Annotated in this window: 14 protein-coding genes and 1 tRNA gene; 1 reads left to right on the top strand and 14 read right to left on the bottom strand. The window is 64.2% G+C overall.

Translation table 11 applies throughout. The features are described 5' to 3' along the window. Nucleotides 1–14 precede the first annotated feature (14 nt). From V6B08_RS09785 to V6B08_RS09725, 13 genes are all read right to left on the bottom strand, one after another. Nucleotides 15–872, bottom strand: a complete 858-nt coding sequence (locus V6B08_RS09785) for a TauD/TfdA dioxygenase family protein (protein WP_341980151.1) — start codon at nt 870–872, stop codon at nt 15–17. A 30-nt stretch (nt 873–902) separates the two neighbouring features. Beyond that, nucleotides 903–1,682 carry a glutaredoxin domain-containing protein gene (locus tag V6B08_RS09780; RefSeq protein ID WP_341980149.1) on the bottom strand — a complete coding sequence of 260 codons (780 nt, stop codon included), beginning with the start codon at nt 1,680–1,682 and terminating at the stop codon, nt 903–905. Between the two features lie 29 nt (nt 1,683–1,711). After that, entirely contained in the window at nt 1,712–2,506 is a 795-nt protein-coding gene (locus V6B08_RS09775; RefSeq protein ID WP_341980147.1) for an ABC transporter permease, read from the bottom strand. Further along, nucleotides 2,503–3,267 carry an ABC transporter ATP-binding protein gene (locus V6B08_RS09770; RefSeq protein WP_341980145.1) on the bottom strand — a complete coding sequence of 255 codons (765 nt, stop codon included), beginning with the start codon at nt 3,265–3,267 and terminating at the stop codon, nt 2,503–2,505. The genes V6B08_RS09775 and V6B08_RS09770 overlap by 4 nt, the downstream gene beginning before the upstream one ends. Continuing rightward, on the bottom strand, nt 3,264–3,773 hold the full coding sequence (locus V6B08_RS09765; RefSeq protein ID WP_341980142.1) for a 3-isopropylmalate dehydratase small subunit: 510 nt from the start codon (nt 3,771–3,773) through the stop codon (nt 3,264–3,266). The genes V6B08_RS09770 and V6B08_RS09765 overlap by 4 nt, the downstream gene beginning before the upstream one ends. Then, on the bottom strand, nt 3,770–5,044 hold the full coding sequence (locus V6B08_RS09760) for a 3-isopropylmalate dehydratase large subunit (RefSeq protein WP_341980140.1): 1,275 nt from the start codon (nt 5,042–5,044) through the stop codon (nt 3,770–3,772). The genes V6B08_RS09765 and V6B08_RS09760 overlap by 4 nt, the downstream gene beginning before the upstream one ends. Then, the gene (locus V6B08_RS09755; protein WP_341980138.1) at nt 5,044–5,934 is read right to left on the bottom strand and encodes an isocitrate lyase/PEP mutase family protein; all 891 of its coding nucleotides are present in this window, start codon (nt 5,932–5,934) and stop codon (nt 5,044–5,046) included. Before V6B08_RS09755 ends, V6B08_RS09760 begins: the two co-directional genes overlap by 1 nt. A gap of 1 nt (nt 5,935) precedes the next feature. Continuing rightward, nucleotides 5,936–6,997: an ABC transporter substrate-binding protein gene (locus V6B08_RS09750; RefSeq protein WP_341980136.1), complete on the bottom strand. Its 1,062-nt coding sequence runs from the start codon at nt 6,995–6,997 to the stop codon at nt 5,936–5,938. Between the two features lie 40 nt (nt 6,998–7,037). Beyond that, nucleotides 7,038–7,826 (bottom strand): SDR family NAD(P)-dependent oxidoreductase, encoded by a 789-nt coding sequence (locus V6B08_RS09745; RefSeq protein WP_341980134.1) that lies wholly within the window; start codon nt 7,824–7,826, stop codon nt 7,038–7,040. Then, nucleotides 7,823–9,157 carry a phenylacetate--CoA ligase family protein gene (locus V6B08_RS09740; protein WP_341980132.1) on the bottom strand — a complete coding sequence of 445 codons (1,335 nt, stop codon included), beginning with the start codon at nt 9,155–9,157 and terminating at the stop codon, nt 7,823–7,825. The genes V6B08_RS09745 and V6B08_RS09740 overlap by 4 nt, the downstream gene beginning before the upstream one ends. Beyond that, the gene (locus V6B08_RS09735) at nt 9,150–9,797 is read right to left on the bottom strand and encodes a TetR-type transcription factor C-terminal domain-containing protein (protein ID WP_341980130.1); all 648 of its coding nucleotides are present in this window, start codon (nt 9,795–9,797) and stop codon (nt 9,150–9,152) included. The genes V6B08_RS09740 and V6B08_RS09735 overlap by 8 nt, the downstream gene beginning before the upstream one ends. Then, nucleotides 9,794–11,029, bottom strand: a complete 1,236-nt coding sequence (locus V6B08_RS09730; RefSeq protein WP_341980129.1) for an acyl-CoA dehydrogenase family protein — start codon at nt 11,027–11,029, stop codon at nt 9,794–9,796. The genes V6B08_RS09735 and V6B08_RS09730 overlap by 4 nt, the downstream gene beginning before the upstream one ends. A gap of 138 nt (nt 11,030–11,167) precedes the next feature. Then, nucleotides 11,168–11,254, bottom strand: a tRNA-Leu gene (locus V6B08_RS09725). Between the two features lie 159 nt (nt 11,255–11,413). On the opposite strand from V6B08_RS09725, the gene V6B08_RS09720 reads away from it, so the two are divergent. Next, nucleotides 11,414–11,992: a YqaA family protein gene (locus V6B08_RS09720; RefSeq protein ID WP_341980127.1), complete on the top strand. Its 579-nt coding sequence runs from the start codon at nt 11,414–11,416 to the stop codon at nt 11,990–11,992. 61 nt (nt 11,993–12,053) lie between these two features. Here V6B08_RS09720 and V6B08_RS09715 read toward each other — a convergent pair whose 3' ends face one another. Then, nucleotides 12,054–12,614, bottom strand: coding sequence for a Spy/CpxP family protein refolding chaperone (locus V6B08_RS09715; RefSeq protein WP_341980125.1), 561 nt, complete (start codon nt 12,612–12,614; stop codon nt 12,054–12,056). Nucleotides 12,615–12,771 lie beyond the last annotated feature (157 nt).

Genomic DNA, 12,771 nt, shown 5'->3' with positions numbered 1-12,771 from the left:
TTACCCTGCCTACTCTATTCAGCCGCTTCCTGCAGAAGCCGGCCGCAATCCTCACCCATCATCGACGTGCGCAGCAATTCGCGCGGCTCGCCGATGGCATAATCCGCCAGTGCCATGTGTATCGTGGCGCGGTTGTCCCACATCAGCACATCATCCACCCGCCAGCGCTGGCGCATGGTGAAAGGCTCCTGCACGGAATGATCGAACAGGAAGCGCAGCAGGCCGGCGCTTTCTTCCTCGCTCATGCCAACAAAGCGCGGGCACATCCATTCGCTGATATAAAGCGCCTTGCGGCCGGTTTCCGAGTGCACCCGCACCGCCGGCTGCGCCACCGGCGGATTACGCCGCCGGGCGCCCTCGCGCGCTTCATGACTGGCATTGCGTAAAGAGCGGCCATTGCAGAGGTCATGCACCACTTCCAGGCGTTCCAGCATCCGCTGCATCGCTGGCGAAAGCTCGTCATAGGCCATGTACATATTGGCGAACAGCGTATCGCCGCCGACGCTCGGCAGCTTGCGGCAATAGAGGCAGGAGCCGAGGGAGGGGCGCGTGGTGTAAGAAAGATCGGAATGCCATTGCTGGCCGAACACGATGCGGCGGCCACCAACTTCGCTGGCCTTCACCACCAGCAATTCCGGGTGATCGGGATGGCGCAGTTCGGGCTGATAGCTCTCATGCGTCTCGAGCGGGGCAAACCCGGCACTGAAATCGATCAACTGCTGCGGCGTCAGGGTCTGGCCACGGAACAGCAGCACCAGATATTTTAGCCAGGCCTGCCGCAATGCCTTGACTGTGGCCGCATCCAGCGGCTGCGCCAGATCGATACCAGTGACTTCGGCGCCCAGGCCCGCCGCAATCGGTTTTATATCCATGGTTCCCGCCCTAGTTCGTAACTCTGTGCTCTAGTCCGTGTCCCAGGCTTTCTCCGGCAGCGGCAATCCGGCCAGGTCCGCCGGGGTCAGCGGCTGGTCCGGTGCCAGGCCGAAACTCTCCACCATCACGATCAGCTGCCGCGTGTGCTGCGCCGAATGCCAGGTGGTGCGCTCCAGCACTTCATGCAAAGTCTGCTCGCCGTAATAGGTCGGCACCATGACGCTGAAGTCTCGACCGGCATTGGCCTGCCACCAGGCGTTCAGGCGGGCACGGATACCCTCGCCATAGCTGATCACGTCGTCGCCCGGCTTCACCTCGTAAGTGCCGCGCATGGTCATTTCATAGGTCAGCTCGCAGGGCGTCTCGACTGCTTCGAGAAAGGCTTCGGCAATGCGGAAAACATGGTGCCCGATGCCGCGCGGCGGCGCCCAGCTATTGCGGAACGGGCCATCGAGCTGTTCCGTCGACATCTGCCGCATGTAGCGCGCGGCGGCGGCCAGCACGATATCGGCGCGGCGGATCAGTTCGGCCGGCGCCAGCTTCTGCTCGGCTTCGGCATCTAGGCCGAGAAAAGCCTTCAGGTCTTCCAGCGACTGGGCATAGATGAAGCGCTCGCCGCGCGCCACGATCGGCACGCTGCTGGCGCCGATGGCCTGCAGCTTGGCCATGCCCTGCGGATCGGTGCGCACATTGATCGACTCAAAAGGAATACCCTGGCGCTTCAGGTATTCCTTGGTGCGCAGGCAACTTGTGCAGCCCGGCGCCCAGAAAACCTGATACGGTGCTTCGCTAACGGCGGCGGTCTGCATGGTTTCGCCCTCTTAGACGTTCGGTGCCATTAAACGTTTGGTGTCTGCGTACTGTCGGCCCAGAACAGCAGGCGGCGCTGCAGCCAATGCATGATCAGATGCAGGCTGACACCCATGGCCGAAAGGCAGGCCAGGGCGGCAAAGACGCCAGCGGTATCGAGATTGAAGTTCTTCTGTACTATCAGGTTGCCCAGGCCATGCTTGGAACCGACGAATTCGCCGACAATGGCGCCGAGGATGGCGAAGATCACCGCCACATTGAGGCCGGCGAAGATCATCGGCGCCGCGCTGGGCAGCCGCACCATGCGGAAAATCTGCCAGGGCGTGGCATGCAGCGAGCGCAGCAGGTCGATACGCTGCTGGTCGGTGGAGCGCAGACCGGCGATCACGTTCACCAGGATCGGGAAGAACGCCACCGTGGCGGCAATGATGATCTTGGACGCGATGCCGAAACCGAACCAGATGATGAAAAGCGGCGCGATGGCCACCTTTGGCGTGGTCTGGATGGTGATCAGGTAGGGATACAGCGTCTTTTCCACCGTGCGCGACTGCGCGATCAGCGTGCCGATGATCAGGCCAAGGCAGGTGGCGATGAGGAAGCCGGCCATCGCCTCGCCCAGGGTGGTGAGGCTGTTGCTGATATAGGTGCCGTCCTTGAGGCCGTTATACAGCGCCTTCACAATCGCCGAGGGCGCCGGGACGATATATTCCGCCACGTTGCCCCAGCGGATACCCAGTTCCCAGCTCCCCACCACCAGGACGAAAACGCCCGGCACCAGATAACGCTCGGGCCGCTTCTGCGGCTGTTCGGTCATGTCGCTCATTCGATGCCTCCGCGCGCGTTGAATTGCTGCCGGATACGCTTGGTATGGGTACCGAAACGTTCGGTGGTCATGATGTCGAGGTCGCGATCCTCGGGCAGATTGGTTTCAACCAGGTCGGCGATGGTGCCGGGGCGCTGGGTCATCACCACCACGCGGCCGCCGAGGAACACGGCTTCCGGGATCGAGTGGGTGACGAACAGGATGGTCTTGCGCGATTCCCGCCAGATGCGCAGCAATTCCAGATTCATCGTCTCGCGCGTCATGGCGTCCAGCGCGCCGAACGGCTCGTCCATCAGCAACAGGGCCGGATCGTGCAGCAGGGCGCGAGCAATGGCGACGCGCTGCTGCATACCGCCGGAAAGCTCGTTCGGATACTTGCCGGCGAAGCCTTCAAGATCGACCATGGCGAGCAGGTCATGGCCGCGCTTGGTCGCCGCCTTCATGTCCAGCCCCAGCACTTCCGCCGGCAGCAGCACATTCTGCAGCACGGTTTTCCACGGCAGCAAAACCGGGCTCTGGAACACCACGCCGATATCCTTCTGCGGCCCGTTCATCGGCCGTCCCCGGAAAGTGATGTCGCCGCCGGAGCGGTTCATCAGTCCGGCCAGCAGCTTCAGCAAGGTCGACTTGCCGCAGCCCGAGGGCCCGACAATGCAGATCAGCTCGCCTTCGCGGATATCGAGGGAGATCGGCCCCAGCGCGCCGATGCGCTCGCCGGAATGGGTCGCGTAGACCTTGGTTACATCGCGGATACTGATCATGCCGGCTGCTCTTTCACCAAACGCTGCACATAGTTGAGGCCGCCGCCGGAAGCGACGATGTCCTGCAGGAACGGGGCTAGCGGCGCGACCGTGAATTCGAGACCCGTGGTCGCATTGCGCAGCTTGCCCAGGCTGTAATCGATTTCCAGGCTGTCGCCATCGTTGACGCCGTCATAGAGCGTATCGTCGGCGGTGAGCATGGGGATGCCCATGAACACCGCGAGGCGGAAACCACCGCGCGGCATGGAGCGGGCAATCAACCCCAGACCCATCGCCTGCATCGCCAGGAAGGGATGGCTATGCACGCTGCCATGGGCGAAATTACGCCCCGCAACGATGCAATCGCCCGGCTGCGCCTCGCGCACCAGTTCGGGCCGCAACTCTTCCAGCAGATGCTGGCGCAGGATCTGTGGATCGAATTCAAAGGCCAGATGCGAGCCGATCAACTGATCGCTCGACACTTCATCGGGCAGTTTCCAGCAGCGCCCGCTGTGGATGATGCTCATCGCCGACCTCCCTCCTGCCCGAAAACAGCGCGCGGATCGGCGATATGGCCGGCCACCGCCGACGCCGCCACCGTGAGCGCGCTGCCCAGGTAGATCGATGCTTCCTTGCTGCCCATGCGGCCAGGATCGTTGCGCGTGCTGGTGGAAATGCGCACCTCGCCCGGCGCCAGTTGCGCCAAGCCGCCGAAACACGGGCCGCAGGTGGGTGGCGCCACCTGTGCGCCGGCCGCCAGGATGGTATCGAGCAGCCCTTCCGCCATTGCCTGGCGATAGACGCTGCGGGTGGCCGGAATCACCAGCATCTGCACGCCGTTATGCACTTTGCGGGATTTCAGGAAATCCGCCACGCTGCGCAATTCGGCAAGGCTGCCGGAAACGCAGGAACCGATATAGGCGTGCTGGATCGGCACCGGACCGAGTTCGGCCACGGTCTGCACATCCAGCGGCGACGGCGGAACCGAAACCTGCGGTTCCAGCCTCGCCAGATCGATGCGGATTTCATCGGCGAAGACGGCATCGGCATCGGATGTCACGGCTTCTGCGTCCGCCATGCCGATATCGCACAGATACTGCAGCGCCACCGCGTCGGCCGGCGCCAGGCCGGTGACGCCGCCGAGATCGACGCAGAGACCGCAGAGCGTCATGCGTTCGCGCACGCTCAGGGAAGCGATGCCGGGCCCGGTGAATTCGATCACCTTGTCATGGGCGCGCTCGGCGCCAAGCTGGCGGAATACCTGCAGAATGATATCACGCGCCGCGAGGCCGGGGCTCAAGCGGCCTTCCAGCACCACGCGCACACTGGCCGGCACCGGCAGCCAGATGCGGCCCAATGCCAGGATCATGGTCAGCTCGAAACCGAACGGCATGGACAGCGCGCCAACGCCGCCAAGACCCGGGGCATGGGAATCAGCGCCGGCGCAAAACATGCCCGGTCGCACCAGACCCTGCTCCACCACCAGCGGATGGGTGATGCCATCGCCATCGTAGAAATGGCCGACCTTGAATTCCTCCGCCAGCCGGCGGGTCAGCCGGTTGCGCTCGGCACCATCGCGGCTATGCACCGGCACTTCATGGTCGATGGCAACAACAACGCGTTCCGGGTAACGGAACTTGCGCACGCCGATACTGTCCAGCCGCTTCACATAGGCCGGAAACGACACTTCCGGCGTGGTGACTAGATCCGGCTCGGCCCAGATCACCTCGCCCACTGCCACCTGATCGCGCCCTGCAGCGCGGGCCAGGATTTTCTGTGCCGCCGTTGCACCAGCCATCAGGTACCCGTCCCCGCCACCAGGGCGGCTTCTTCTTCGCCCGCCGCCGGCGTGCCCACCAGGGCGCCGACTTCGCGGAAGGGCGTCATGTTCGGAATATGCTGTGCCGTGTTGCCGGTGCTGCGCAGGTCGCGCAGCACGGTACGCTGCGCCGCCACGCTGGCCATGATCAGCGACAGCGGATAGAGCGAAGCCGCGAAGCCGAATTCGCCAAGCTGCTTGGCGTCATACATCGTCCGCACGGTTTCGGCGGCGACATACAGCACCGGCTTGGACACGCAGGTGGCAACGGCGCGAAGCTGCTCCGGCGTTTCCAGCGACGGCACCATGATGGCATCGGCGCCGGCCTCGGCCATCGCCTTGCAGCGCCGGATGGTTTCATCCAGGCCGGCCACGGTGACGGCATCGGTGCGCCCGACGATGACGAAATCTTCGCCGCGCCGCGCCCGCTTGGCGATGATGATGCGGGCACACATTTCTTCCACCGGCACCAGTTCCTTGCCGGCGAGCGCGCCGCATTTCTTCGGCGTCTTCTGGTCTTCCAGATGCAGCCCAGCGACGCCGCCCTGCTCCAGGCGGCGCACGGTCTCGGCGATATTCAGCGGCCCGCCATAGCCGGTATCGGCATCCACCAGCAGCGGCACCGACACGGCTTCGGCAATCTGGATGGAACGCGCCACCACATCGGTCATGGTCAGGATGCCGAGATCGGGGCGGCCAAAGCTGGCCGCCACCGAAAAGCCGGACATGTAGACCGCCTCGAAACCGGCATCCTCGATCAGCCTGGCGCCGAGGGCGTCATGGCAGCCGGGGATCAGGGCCATCGAGCGGGCTTCCAGCAGTCGCTTCAAGCGGCTGCCGGCCGAACCGGATGCAGTGGCGCTGCCCATCTTACTTGATCGCCTTGGCTGCCGCCTCGACCGCCTTGGCGTCGAAACGGTTGATGCCTTCCACGAACTGGTTCGTGTAGAGCGTCCGCGGGTCGATGTCGTTCTGCAGCTCGCCGGTCTCGCGCATAAACTTGACGGTCTCGGCAACCATCTCATGCGGGAATTCGCCCCAGCGCTCGCCCGGATTGAGCTTCAGGAACTCGATGCGGGTGTTGAGCAGATGCAGCGCCTGTTCGAAGGCCTTCGATTCCTCGATGCCGCTCGGCTTGGTGGCCGGATAGACCTGCCAATGCGCCTTCACCGCGCCCTGCGGATTGGCGATGGCGGCAACCGAGCCTTGCGCGATGCAGCGCAGCGTCTTCTCAATCGCCTGTGGGTTGCTCTTCACATAATCGTCACGGACGAAGTAGGAACCGCCCCAGGTCAGCTTCTCGGCTGCCGGCGTGGTGAAGCGGCGCAGCTTCAGGCCGGCATTCTCGGCGGTGGCGATCTGCGAATCCCAGGTGCCCCAGATATCGACACGGCCGGTCTGCAGCGCGGTGATGGCCTGAGCACCGACGCCGGTCTCGACGATGTTGAGATCCTTGTCCGGGTTGAGGCCGGCTTCCGAGGCCATGCCACGGAACACCTTCACCATCTGCGCGCCATAGGAGAAAACGCCCATGGTCTTGCCCTTGAAATCGGCAATGGTCTTGATCGGGCTGCTTTCCAGCACCACTGGGAACTGGAAGTTCTTGCGCATGTTGACATAGACGGCGGTGAGCGGCGCACCCTTGCCGCGCGCGATGACACCGGCGGCGGGGCCCATATTCACCATCTGCGCCTGGCCGGAAAGCACGGCCTGCATCGCGGCGGTGGAGCTGGTCGGTTGCAATTCGACATTCAGCCCTTCCTTTTCCCAGCACTTGCTGAAAATCGGATAGGAGGTGTTGTTGGCCTGCGAGGCATCGAACACGCTGGTGCCGATGGCAATGATCACCTTCTCGGCCGCCATGGCCTGGCTGCCGGCGAATGCCAGCACCGCGCCGGCGAGGCCGGCCACCATTTTGATCTTGGTCTTCATCTTTGTTTCCTCCGCTTGGTTATACTCTAGTTTTTGCTGTTCATCTTGGCAGCAGATCGACCGGCGCACCCAAATGCGCCAAGCCATCTATCTGCAGCATCTGCCCGGAAATCATGCGGCCTGCCGGACTGATCAGGTAACCAACGAATTCCGCCACTTCCTCCGGCCGCGTGAGACGCCCGAGCGGGATGCCGGCGACCAGACGCGGCCGCGTCTCGGCACTCACTTCATCATCCAGGCCGGCGGTGGCGACAGAACCCGGCCCGATGCAATTGACCCGGATGCCTTGCTCGGCCCATTCCAGCGCCAGCGACTTGGTCAGGCCCAGCACGCCGGCGCGCGCCGCCACGCCATGCGCCATGCCGATGGCGCCGCGCTCGATCGGGCTCAGCGAAATATTGACGATGGCGCCGCCGCTTTTCGCCAGGGCCGGCTGGAAAAGCTGGCAAAGCCGGAACACAGCGGTGAGATTGAGATCGATCACCGAGTTCCAGCCGCGCCGCGAAATCTCGGTGGCCGGCGCCACGAACTGGCCACCGGCATTGTTCACCAGCGCGGTCACGTCATGCTTTTCGCCAATGGCCTTGGCGGCTTCGGTGATCGCCGCTTCATCGCGGACATCCAATGCCTGCACAGCATAGCGACCGCTATGGTTGCCAGCCAACGCGCCGGTTTCCTCGAGCCGCTCCGCGCGACGGCCGATGCCGATGACGCGGGCACCAAGGCCGAGCAGCCGCAGCGCGATGGCGCGGCCAAGCCCGGAACCGGCGCCGGTGACCACCACGGTCTCGGCTTTCAGGCAGCCGTCTTTCAGCACGGCATCGCTCATCCTGCCGGCTCCTGGATCACGCGCTTCGACTTGTGGCTGGAACGCGCCAGCGTATCGGGCGCCAGCAATTCCACTTCCGCCCGTACCTGCAGCCTCTCCTTGATCAGAACGCTCAGGCGCTGACCGAGATCCGCCGGGGCGTCGGAAAGCGCCTCGACCTGCAAACGGATGCCGGTGGGGAAGCCGCCGGCATCGGTCAGCTTGCCGCCGACAATGATGCGGTATTCATCGGTGGTGCCGCTGGTGGAGCGGATCAGTTCTTCCACCGCCGAGGGGAAAAGATTGACGCCCCGGATCACCAGCATGTCGTCGCCACGGCCCAGCACGCCATTGATCAGGCGGGCATGGGTGCGGCCGCAGGCGCAGGTCTCACGCCGGCGCGACACGATGTCGCCAGTCCACCAGCGCACCAGCGGGCCGGCTTGCTTGTCCAGATGCGTCAGCACCAGCACGCCGCGCTGGCCATCATTCACCGCCTTGCCGGTCTCGGGATCGACGATCTCGGCATAGGCGAAGTCTTCCAGCAGATGCGGGCCGGTCTGTGCCTCGCAATCCCAGCCGATGGTCTGGAATTCCAGCGAGCCATAGGCGTCGTAGCATTTCGCGCCCCACAATTCCTCGATGCGCTTGCGCGTCGCCGGAATGCTGGCGCCCGGCTCGCCGCCAACCATGATGCGTTTCACCGGCGAAGCCGCACTGTCATAGCCAAGCTTGGCCGCCGTTTCGGCCAGATGCAGCATGAAGGACGGCGTGCCGCAGATGATCTCGGTGCCGAATTCATAGATCGAATGCACCTGGCGCTCGGTCTCGCCGCTGCCGGCGGGAATGCAGATGGCGCCGGCGCGCTGATAACCCGCCGTGGCACCAAGGCCGCCGACGAACCAAGTGTAAGTGAACAGGCACTGGAAGACCTGGCCCGGCCGCACGCCCTGCGACCAGGCGCCGCGCGCGTAATTATCGGCCCAGCGGGTGAGATCCGCCTCGGTCCAGAATTGCGGCGCCGGCTTGGCGGTAGTGCCGGACGAGAAATGCACGCGGCGCACCTGCTCGCGCGGCGCGGCGACGAATTCGCCCCAGGGCGGCTGACGCTGCACGGAGGCGACATAATCAGCCTTCTTGGTCAGCGGCAGGCGCGACAGATCCGCGAAACTCTTGAGGCCGGCGGGATCGAAGCCGACTTCCTTGAAGGCGCGCTTGTAGTAGATGCTGTTGGCGCCAACATAGGCGAGTTGGCGCTTCAGCGCTGCAAGCTGTTCGGATTCCAGGCGGTCGCGCGACCAGGTTTCGCGCTCATCCCAGAACTTGTCGGAAAACGGACGCGCTTCAGCCATGGCTCTTGCTGCCCAATCCACGGATGGCAAAGGTGGCAATCTCTTCCGCCATTGCCTGCTGGCGTTCCGGTGTTTCTTCCGGGCCGGGGCGATACCAGATCGTGGTCCAGTTCAGCGCACCGAAGAAGGCCTTGACCACCGTGCGGGTATCCTGCGGCGGAATCAGGCCGGCCTGCAGCGCCTCCTCGATCGGACCGGCAAACAATGCCTGATATTCATCGCGCAGCTCCAGGATGCGGGCGAGCAGCGAGCGCTGCTCCGGCGTGGTCTGGCCGGCCAGATGCATCTCCAGGCCCTGCACCGCCACGCGCTGGAAGGGAAGCTGCGTCATGATGATCAGGATATGCGCCACCGCCATGGCATGCAGGCGCTGCAAGGGATCGCCGCCGCTCGCCGCCAACGGGCGCACCACGTCGAGATCCAGCCGCATCGCCTCGAAATGCACATCGAAGAACAGATCCGCCTTGCTGCGGTAATAGTGATAGACACGCCCCTTGGTGGCGTTCATCAGGTCCGCCACGTCGTCGATGCTCGCCGCCGAGTAGCCCTTGCGCATGAAGGCGATAGCCGCGGCCTTGAGGATTTCGGCGCGATTCTGTTCTTCGGCGTTGGTGCCGGAGCGGATGGCGGCAACGGTCATTTATCGTCTCCCAAGGCGGCAGCGGCAGCCGATTGGATCGCGCGCATCAGCACCAGGCGCTGGATTTCCGAGGTGCCTTCATAGATTTCGGTGGCGCGCTGGTCGCGGTAGAAACGCTCAACCGGTGTCGGGCGCACATAGCCGCGGCCGCCGAATACCTGCACGCCGAGATCGACCGCCTGATGCGCCACTTCGGTGGCGAACAGCTTGGTCATGGCGCCGAGATTGGCGATATCCTGGCCGGCATCGAATTGCCGCGCCGCCTCGTAGACCATCATGCGCGCCGCCGAGAGCTGCATCGCCGTATCGGCAATCTGGAAGCCGAGGCCCTGATGGCTGAGGATCGACTGGCCGAAAGTCTGGCGCGACACCGCATAGGCGGTCATCTCGCGATAGGCGCCGAGGCCGATGCCGACCGACTGCGCCGCCACAGTGATGCGGCCAACATTCAGGGTTTCCAATGCCAGGCGCAAAGCGGCGCCGGGCGCGGCGATCACGGCCGCATCATCCACCAGGGTATCGAAATCGATCACCGTGGTGGCGGTGCCGCGCATGCCCATCTTGTCTTCCTTGGGATGCACCTTCACGCCCGCTGCATCGGCCCGCACCATATAGGCGGCGATGCCGGCGCGGCCGCTGCCCGGTCGGGTCTGGGCGAACAGCAGGTATTTCTGGGCGATACCGCCATTGCCGATCCAGCATTTGGTGCCGCGCAGGCGCCAGCCGCTGCCCTCGCGCGTGGCGGTGGTGGCCATGTTGGCCGGGTCGGAACCGGCGCCGGGCTCGCTCAAGGCAAAGGAAATATAGATATCGTCACGCACCAGGGCGGTGAGATGTTCCTGGCGCTGGGCGTCGCTGGCGCCAAGCAGCAGCGGGTGCGCGCCAAGCTGCAAGGTGGCGATGATGCCGCTGGTGGAAGCGCAATGGGCGGCGATTTCCTCGATCACGGCGCTGAGCGAGGTGAGCGAGGCACCGGCGCCGCCATAAGTCTTGGGCAGAAACATGGTGCTGATGCCGGCCTGGCGCAGCAGGGCCACGTTCTCGTATGGGAAACGCTGCTCGCGGTCGATCACCGGGGCGAGGTCGGAAAAGTGATCGAGCGAGAGCTGGCGGGCCTTGGCGCGCCACTTGGCTGAATCGGCGTCTAGCTGGGGCTCCCAGATAATAGGGGTGGCAGCGGCCGCATAAGACGGCTCGCCATTCCAGCGGGAATAGCCTTGTGCTTCTGACATTTGTTTCCTCCTGAGAAAAACCTACTAGGTAGTATGTTTATCTGCAAGCGGAATCTGGCATTTATTTCAAAACGATCCGCGCGCGGCTTTCCAAGGCGGAAAACCGCGAAGGGTTATGTGATTGTGTGGAAGATGTGGTGGTGCCCCAGGCCCGACTTGAACGGGCACGTCCTTGCGGACAACGGATTTTGAGTCCGTCGCGTCTACCGATTCCACCACTGGGGCATCAGAGCGGGCGGATATTAGCGAAGCGCCCCTGTTTCGCAATCCTCGCCCAGCGGCAGATTTTCAGGCCGGGATTTGTCCCCTGCCCCTGCAGCCGGCCATGGACAAAGCCGCGGCCAGCGGCTACTGCCAAGGCCCCAACCGCTACAGCCAGGGCCAATGAAAAAGCTCTACGACTGGACCATGCGCCAGGCCGCCAGCCCCAAGGCTGGCCGCTGGCTGGGTTTCATTTCCTTCCTGGAAAGCTCGGTCTTCCCAATCCCGCCCGATGTGATGCTGGTGCCGATGTGCCTGGCGCAGCGCGAGAACGCCTTCCGCTACGCACTGATCTGCACCATCGCCTCGGTTATCGGCGGCCTGTTCGGCTATGCCATCGGCTATTTCCTGATCGAGACGCTGGGCGACCTGATCATCCGCGCCTATGGCTACGGCGAAAAGCTGCATGCCTTCCAGGAGGCCTATCAGGAATGGGGCGTCTGGATCATCCTGGTGAAGGGCCTCACCCCGATCCCCTACAAGCTGGTGACTATCGCCAGCGGCGCGGCGCATTTCAGCCTGCTGTCCTTCACGCTGGCTTCCATCGTCACGCGCGGCCTGCGCTTTTTCCTGATTGCCGCGCTGCTGTGGCGCTTCGGCCCGCCGATCAAGGACTTCATCGAGAAGCGCCTGACGATCCTGACCTGGATCTTCTTCATCGGCCTGATCGGCGGCTTCGTCGTCGTGCGCTTCATTCTCTAGAGCACCAAAAAACCCCGGGCCGGCTGCCCGGCCCGGGGCTCTTTTCACCAAAGCCTAGACGTTAGCGGCCTGGCGCCCGGTGCGGCCCACCCTGCGGACCGCCATGCGGACCGGGACGACCCAGCATCACCATCGGCGGCAATTCCGCGAAGCGGTCACGCTGCTCGGCGGAAAGCTGCGGCAGCAACTGCTCGATGGCACCACGCCGCAGCTTCACACTTTCAAGCTCGGCACTGAGCCGGGCTTCCTGGCCGCGCAGGCGTTCTACCGGATCAGGCTTCACCGGCGCGGTGCCTTCCGCCTTGGCCGGCTGCGGCTGCGTGTTGCACAAGGCCTGCATCGGACCCTGGCTGGCACGCAGCTCGCGGGCGAAATTGTCCCACGCCGTGCGTTGCGTCGCGGTTATGCCGAGCTTGGTTTCGGCAAAGCCGAGCCAGCCGGCAAGCCAGGCCGGCGCATCGGCGCAGGCACGCTGGCGATGCATCTCCATGCGCTCGGCGCGGTTCGGACGGTCCACGCCATCGCGGGCGCCGCCATCGCGCGGGCCGGCGGCCAGCGCCGGCAGAGAGAGCAGGCTGACCGCCATCAGGCCGGCAGCAAGGGTTCGGGAACGGGTGAGCATGATCAACCTCCAGTGCTAAGGATGCCACGGGGGGAGTGGCATCTGGGGTCAATCTAAAACAGCCCAACCCTGGCAGGATGACGGCAGCGCTACGGTTGGTAACGGGCTGTTACAAAGGAATCCTTGCCCAGCGCCGGCAGCGCGCCATGATAAGGCC

It is taken from the genome of Ferrovibrio sp. MS7 (assembly GCF_038404985.1).
Taxonomy (GTDB): Bacteria; Pseudomonadota; Alphaproteobacteria; order Ferrovibrionales; family Ferrovibrionaceae; genus Ferrovibrio; species Ferrovibrio plantarum.
Note: the sequence above shows the minus strand (reverse complement) of the source record. Positions and strands in the feature narration are given on the sequence as shown.

What these genes read in the sequence shown, in the direction of transcription:
- V6B08_RS09785 (WP_341980151.1), bottom strand. Translation starts at nt 872, where the DNA reads ATGGATATAAAACCGATTGCGGCGGGCCTGGGCGCCGAAGTCACTGGT.
- V6B08_RS09780 (WP_341980149.1), bottom strand. Translation starts at nt 1,682, where the DNA reads ATGCAGACCGCCGCCGTTAGCGAAGCACCGTATCAGGTTTTCTGGGCG.
- V6B08_RS09775 (WP_341980147.1), bottom strand. Translation starts at nt 2,506, where the DNA reads ATGAGCGACATGACCGAACAGCCGCAGAAGCGGCCCGAGCGTTATCTG.
- V6B08_RS09770 (WP_341980145.1), bottom strand. Translation starts at nt 3,267, where the DNA reads ATGATCAGTATCCGCGATGTAACCAAGGTCTACGCGACCCATTCCGGC.
- V6B08_RS09765 (WP_341980142.1), bottom strand. Translation starts at nt 3,773, where the DNA reads ATGAGCATCATCCACAGCGGGCGCTGCTGGAAACTGCCCGATGAAGTG.
- V6B08_RS09760 (WP_341980140.1), bottom strand. Translation starts at nt 5,044, where the DNA reads ATGGCTGGTGCAACGGCGGCACAGAAAATCCTGGCCCGCGCTGCAGGG.
- V6B08_RS09755 (WP_341980138.1), bottom strand. Translation starts at nt 5,934, where the DNA reads ATGGGCAGCGCCACTGCATCCGGTTCGGCCGGCAGCCGCTTGAAGCGA.
- V6B08_RS09750 (WP_341980136.1), bottom strand. Translation starts at nt 6,997, where the DNA reads ATGAAGACCAAGATCAAAATGGTGGCCGGCCTCGCCGGCGCGGTGCTG.
- V6B08_RS09745 (WP_341980134.1), bottom strand. Translation starts at nt 7,826, where the DNA reads ATGAGCGATGCCGTGCTGAAAGACGGCTGCCTGAAAGCCGAGACCGTG.
- V6B08_RS09740 (WP_341980132.1), bottom strand. Translation starts at nt 9,157, where the DNA reads ATGGCTGAAGCGCGTCCGTTTTCCGACAAGTTCTGGGATGAGCGCGAA.
- V6B08_RS09735 (WP_341980130.1), bottom strand. Translation starts at nt 9,797, where the DNA reads ATGACCGTTGCCGCCATCCGCTCCGGCACCAACGCCGAAGAACAGAAT.
- V6B08_RS09730 (WP_341980129.1), bottom strand. Translation starts at nt 11,029, where the DNA reads ATGTCAGAAGCACAAGGCTATTCCCGCTGGAATGGCGAGCCGTCTTAT.
- V6B08_RS09720 (WP_341980127.1), top strand. Translation starts at nt 11,414, where the DNA reads ATGAAAAAGCTCTACGACTGGACCATGCGCCAGGCCGCCAGCCCCAAG.
- V6B08_RS09715 (WP_341980125.1), bottom strand. Translation starts at nt 12,614, where the DNA reads ATGCTCACCCGTTCCCGAACCCTTGCTGCCGGCCTGATGGCGGTCAGC.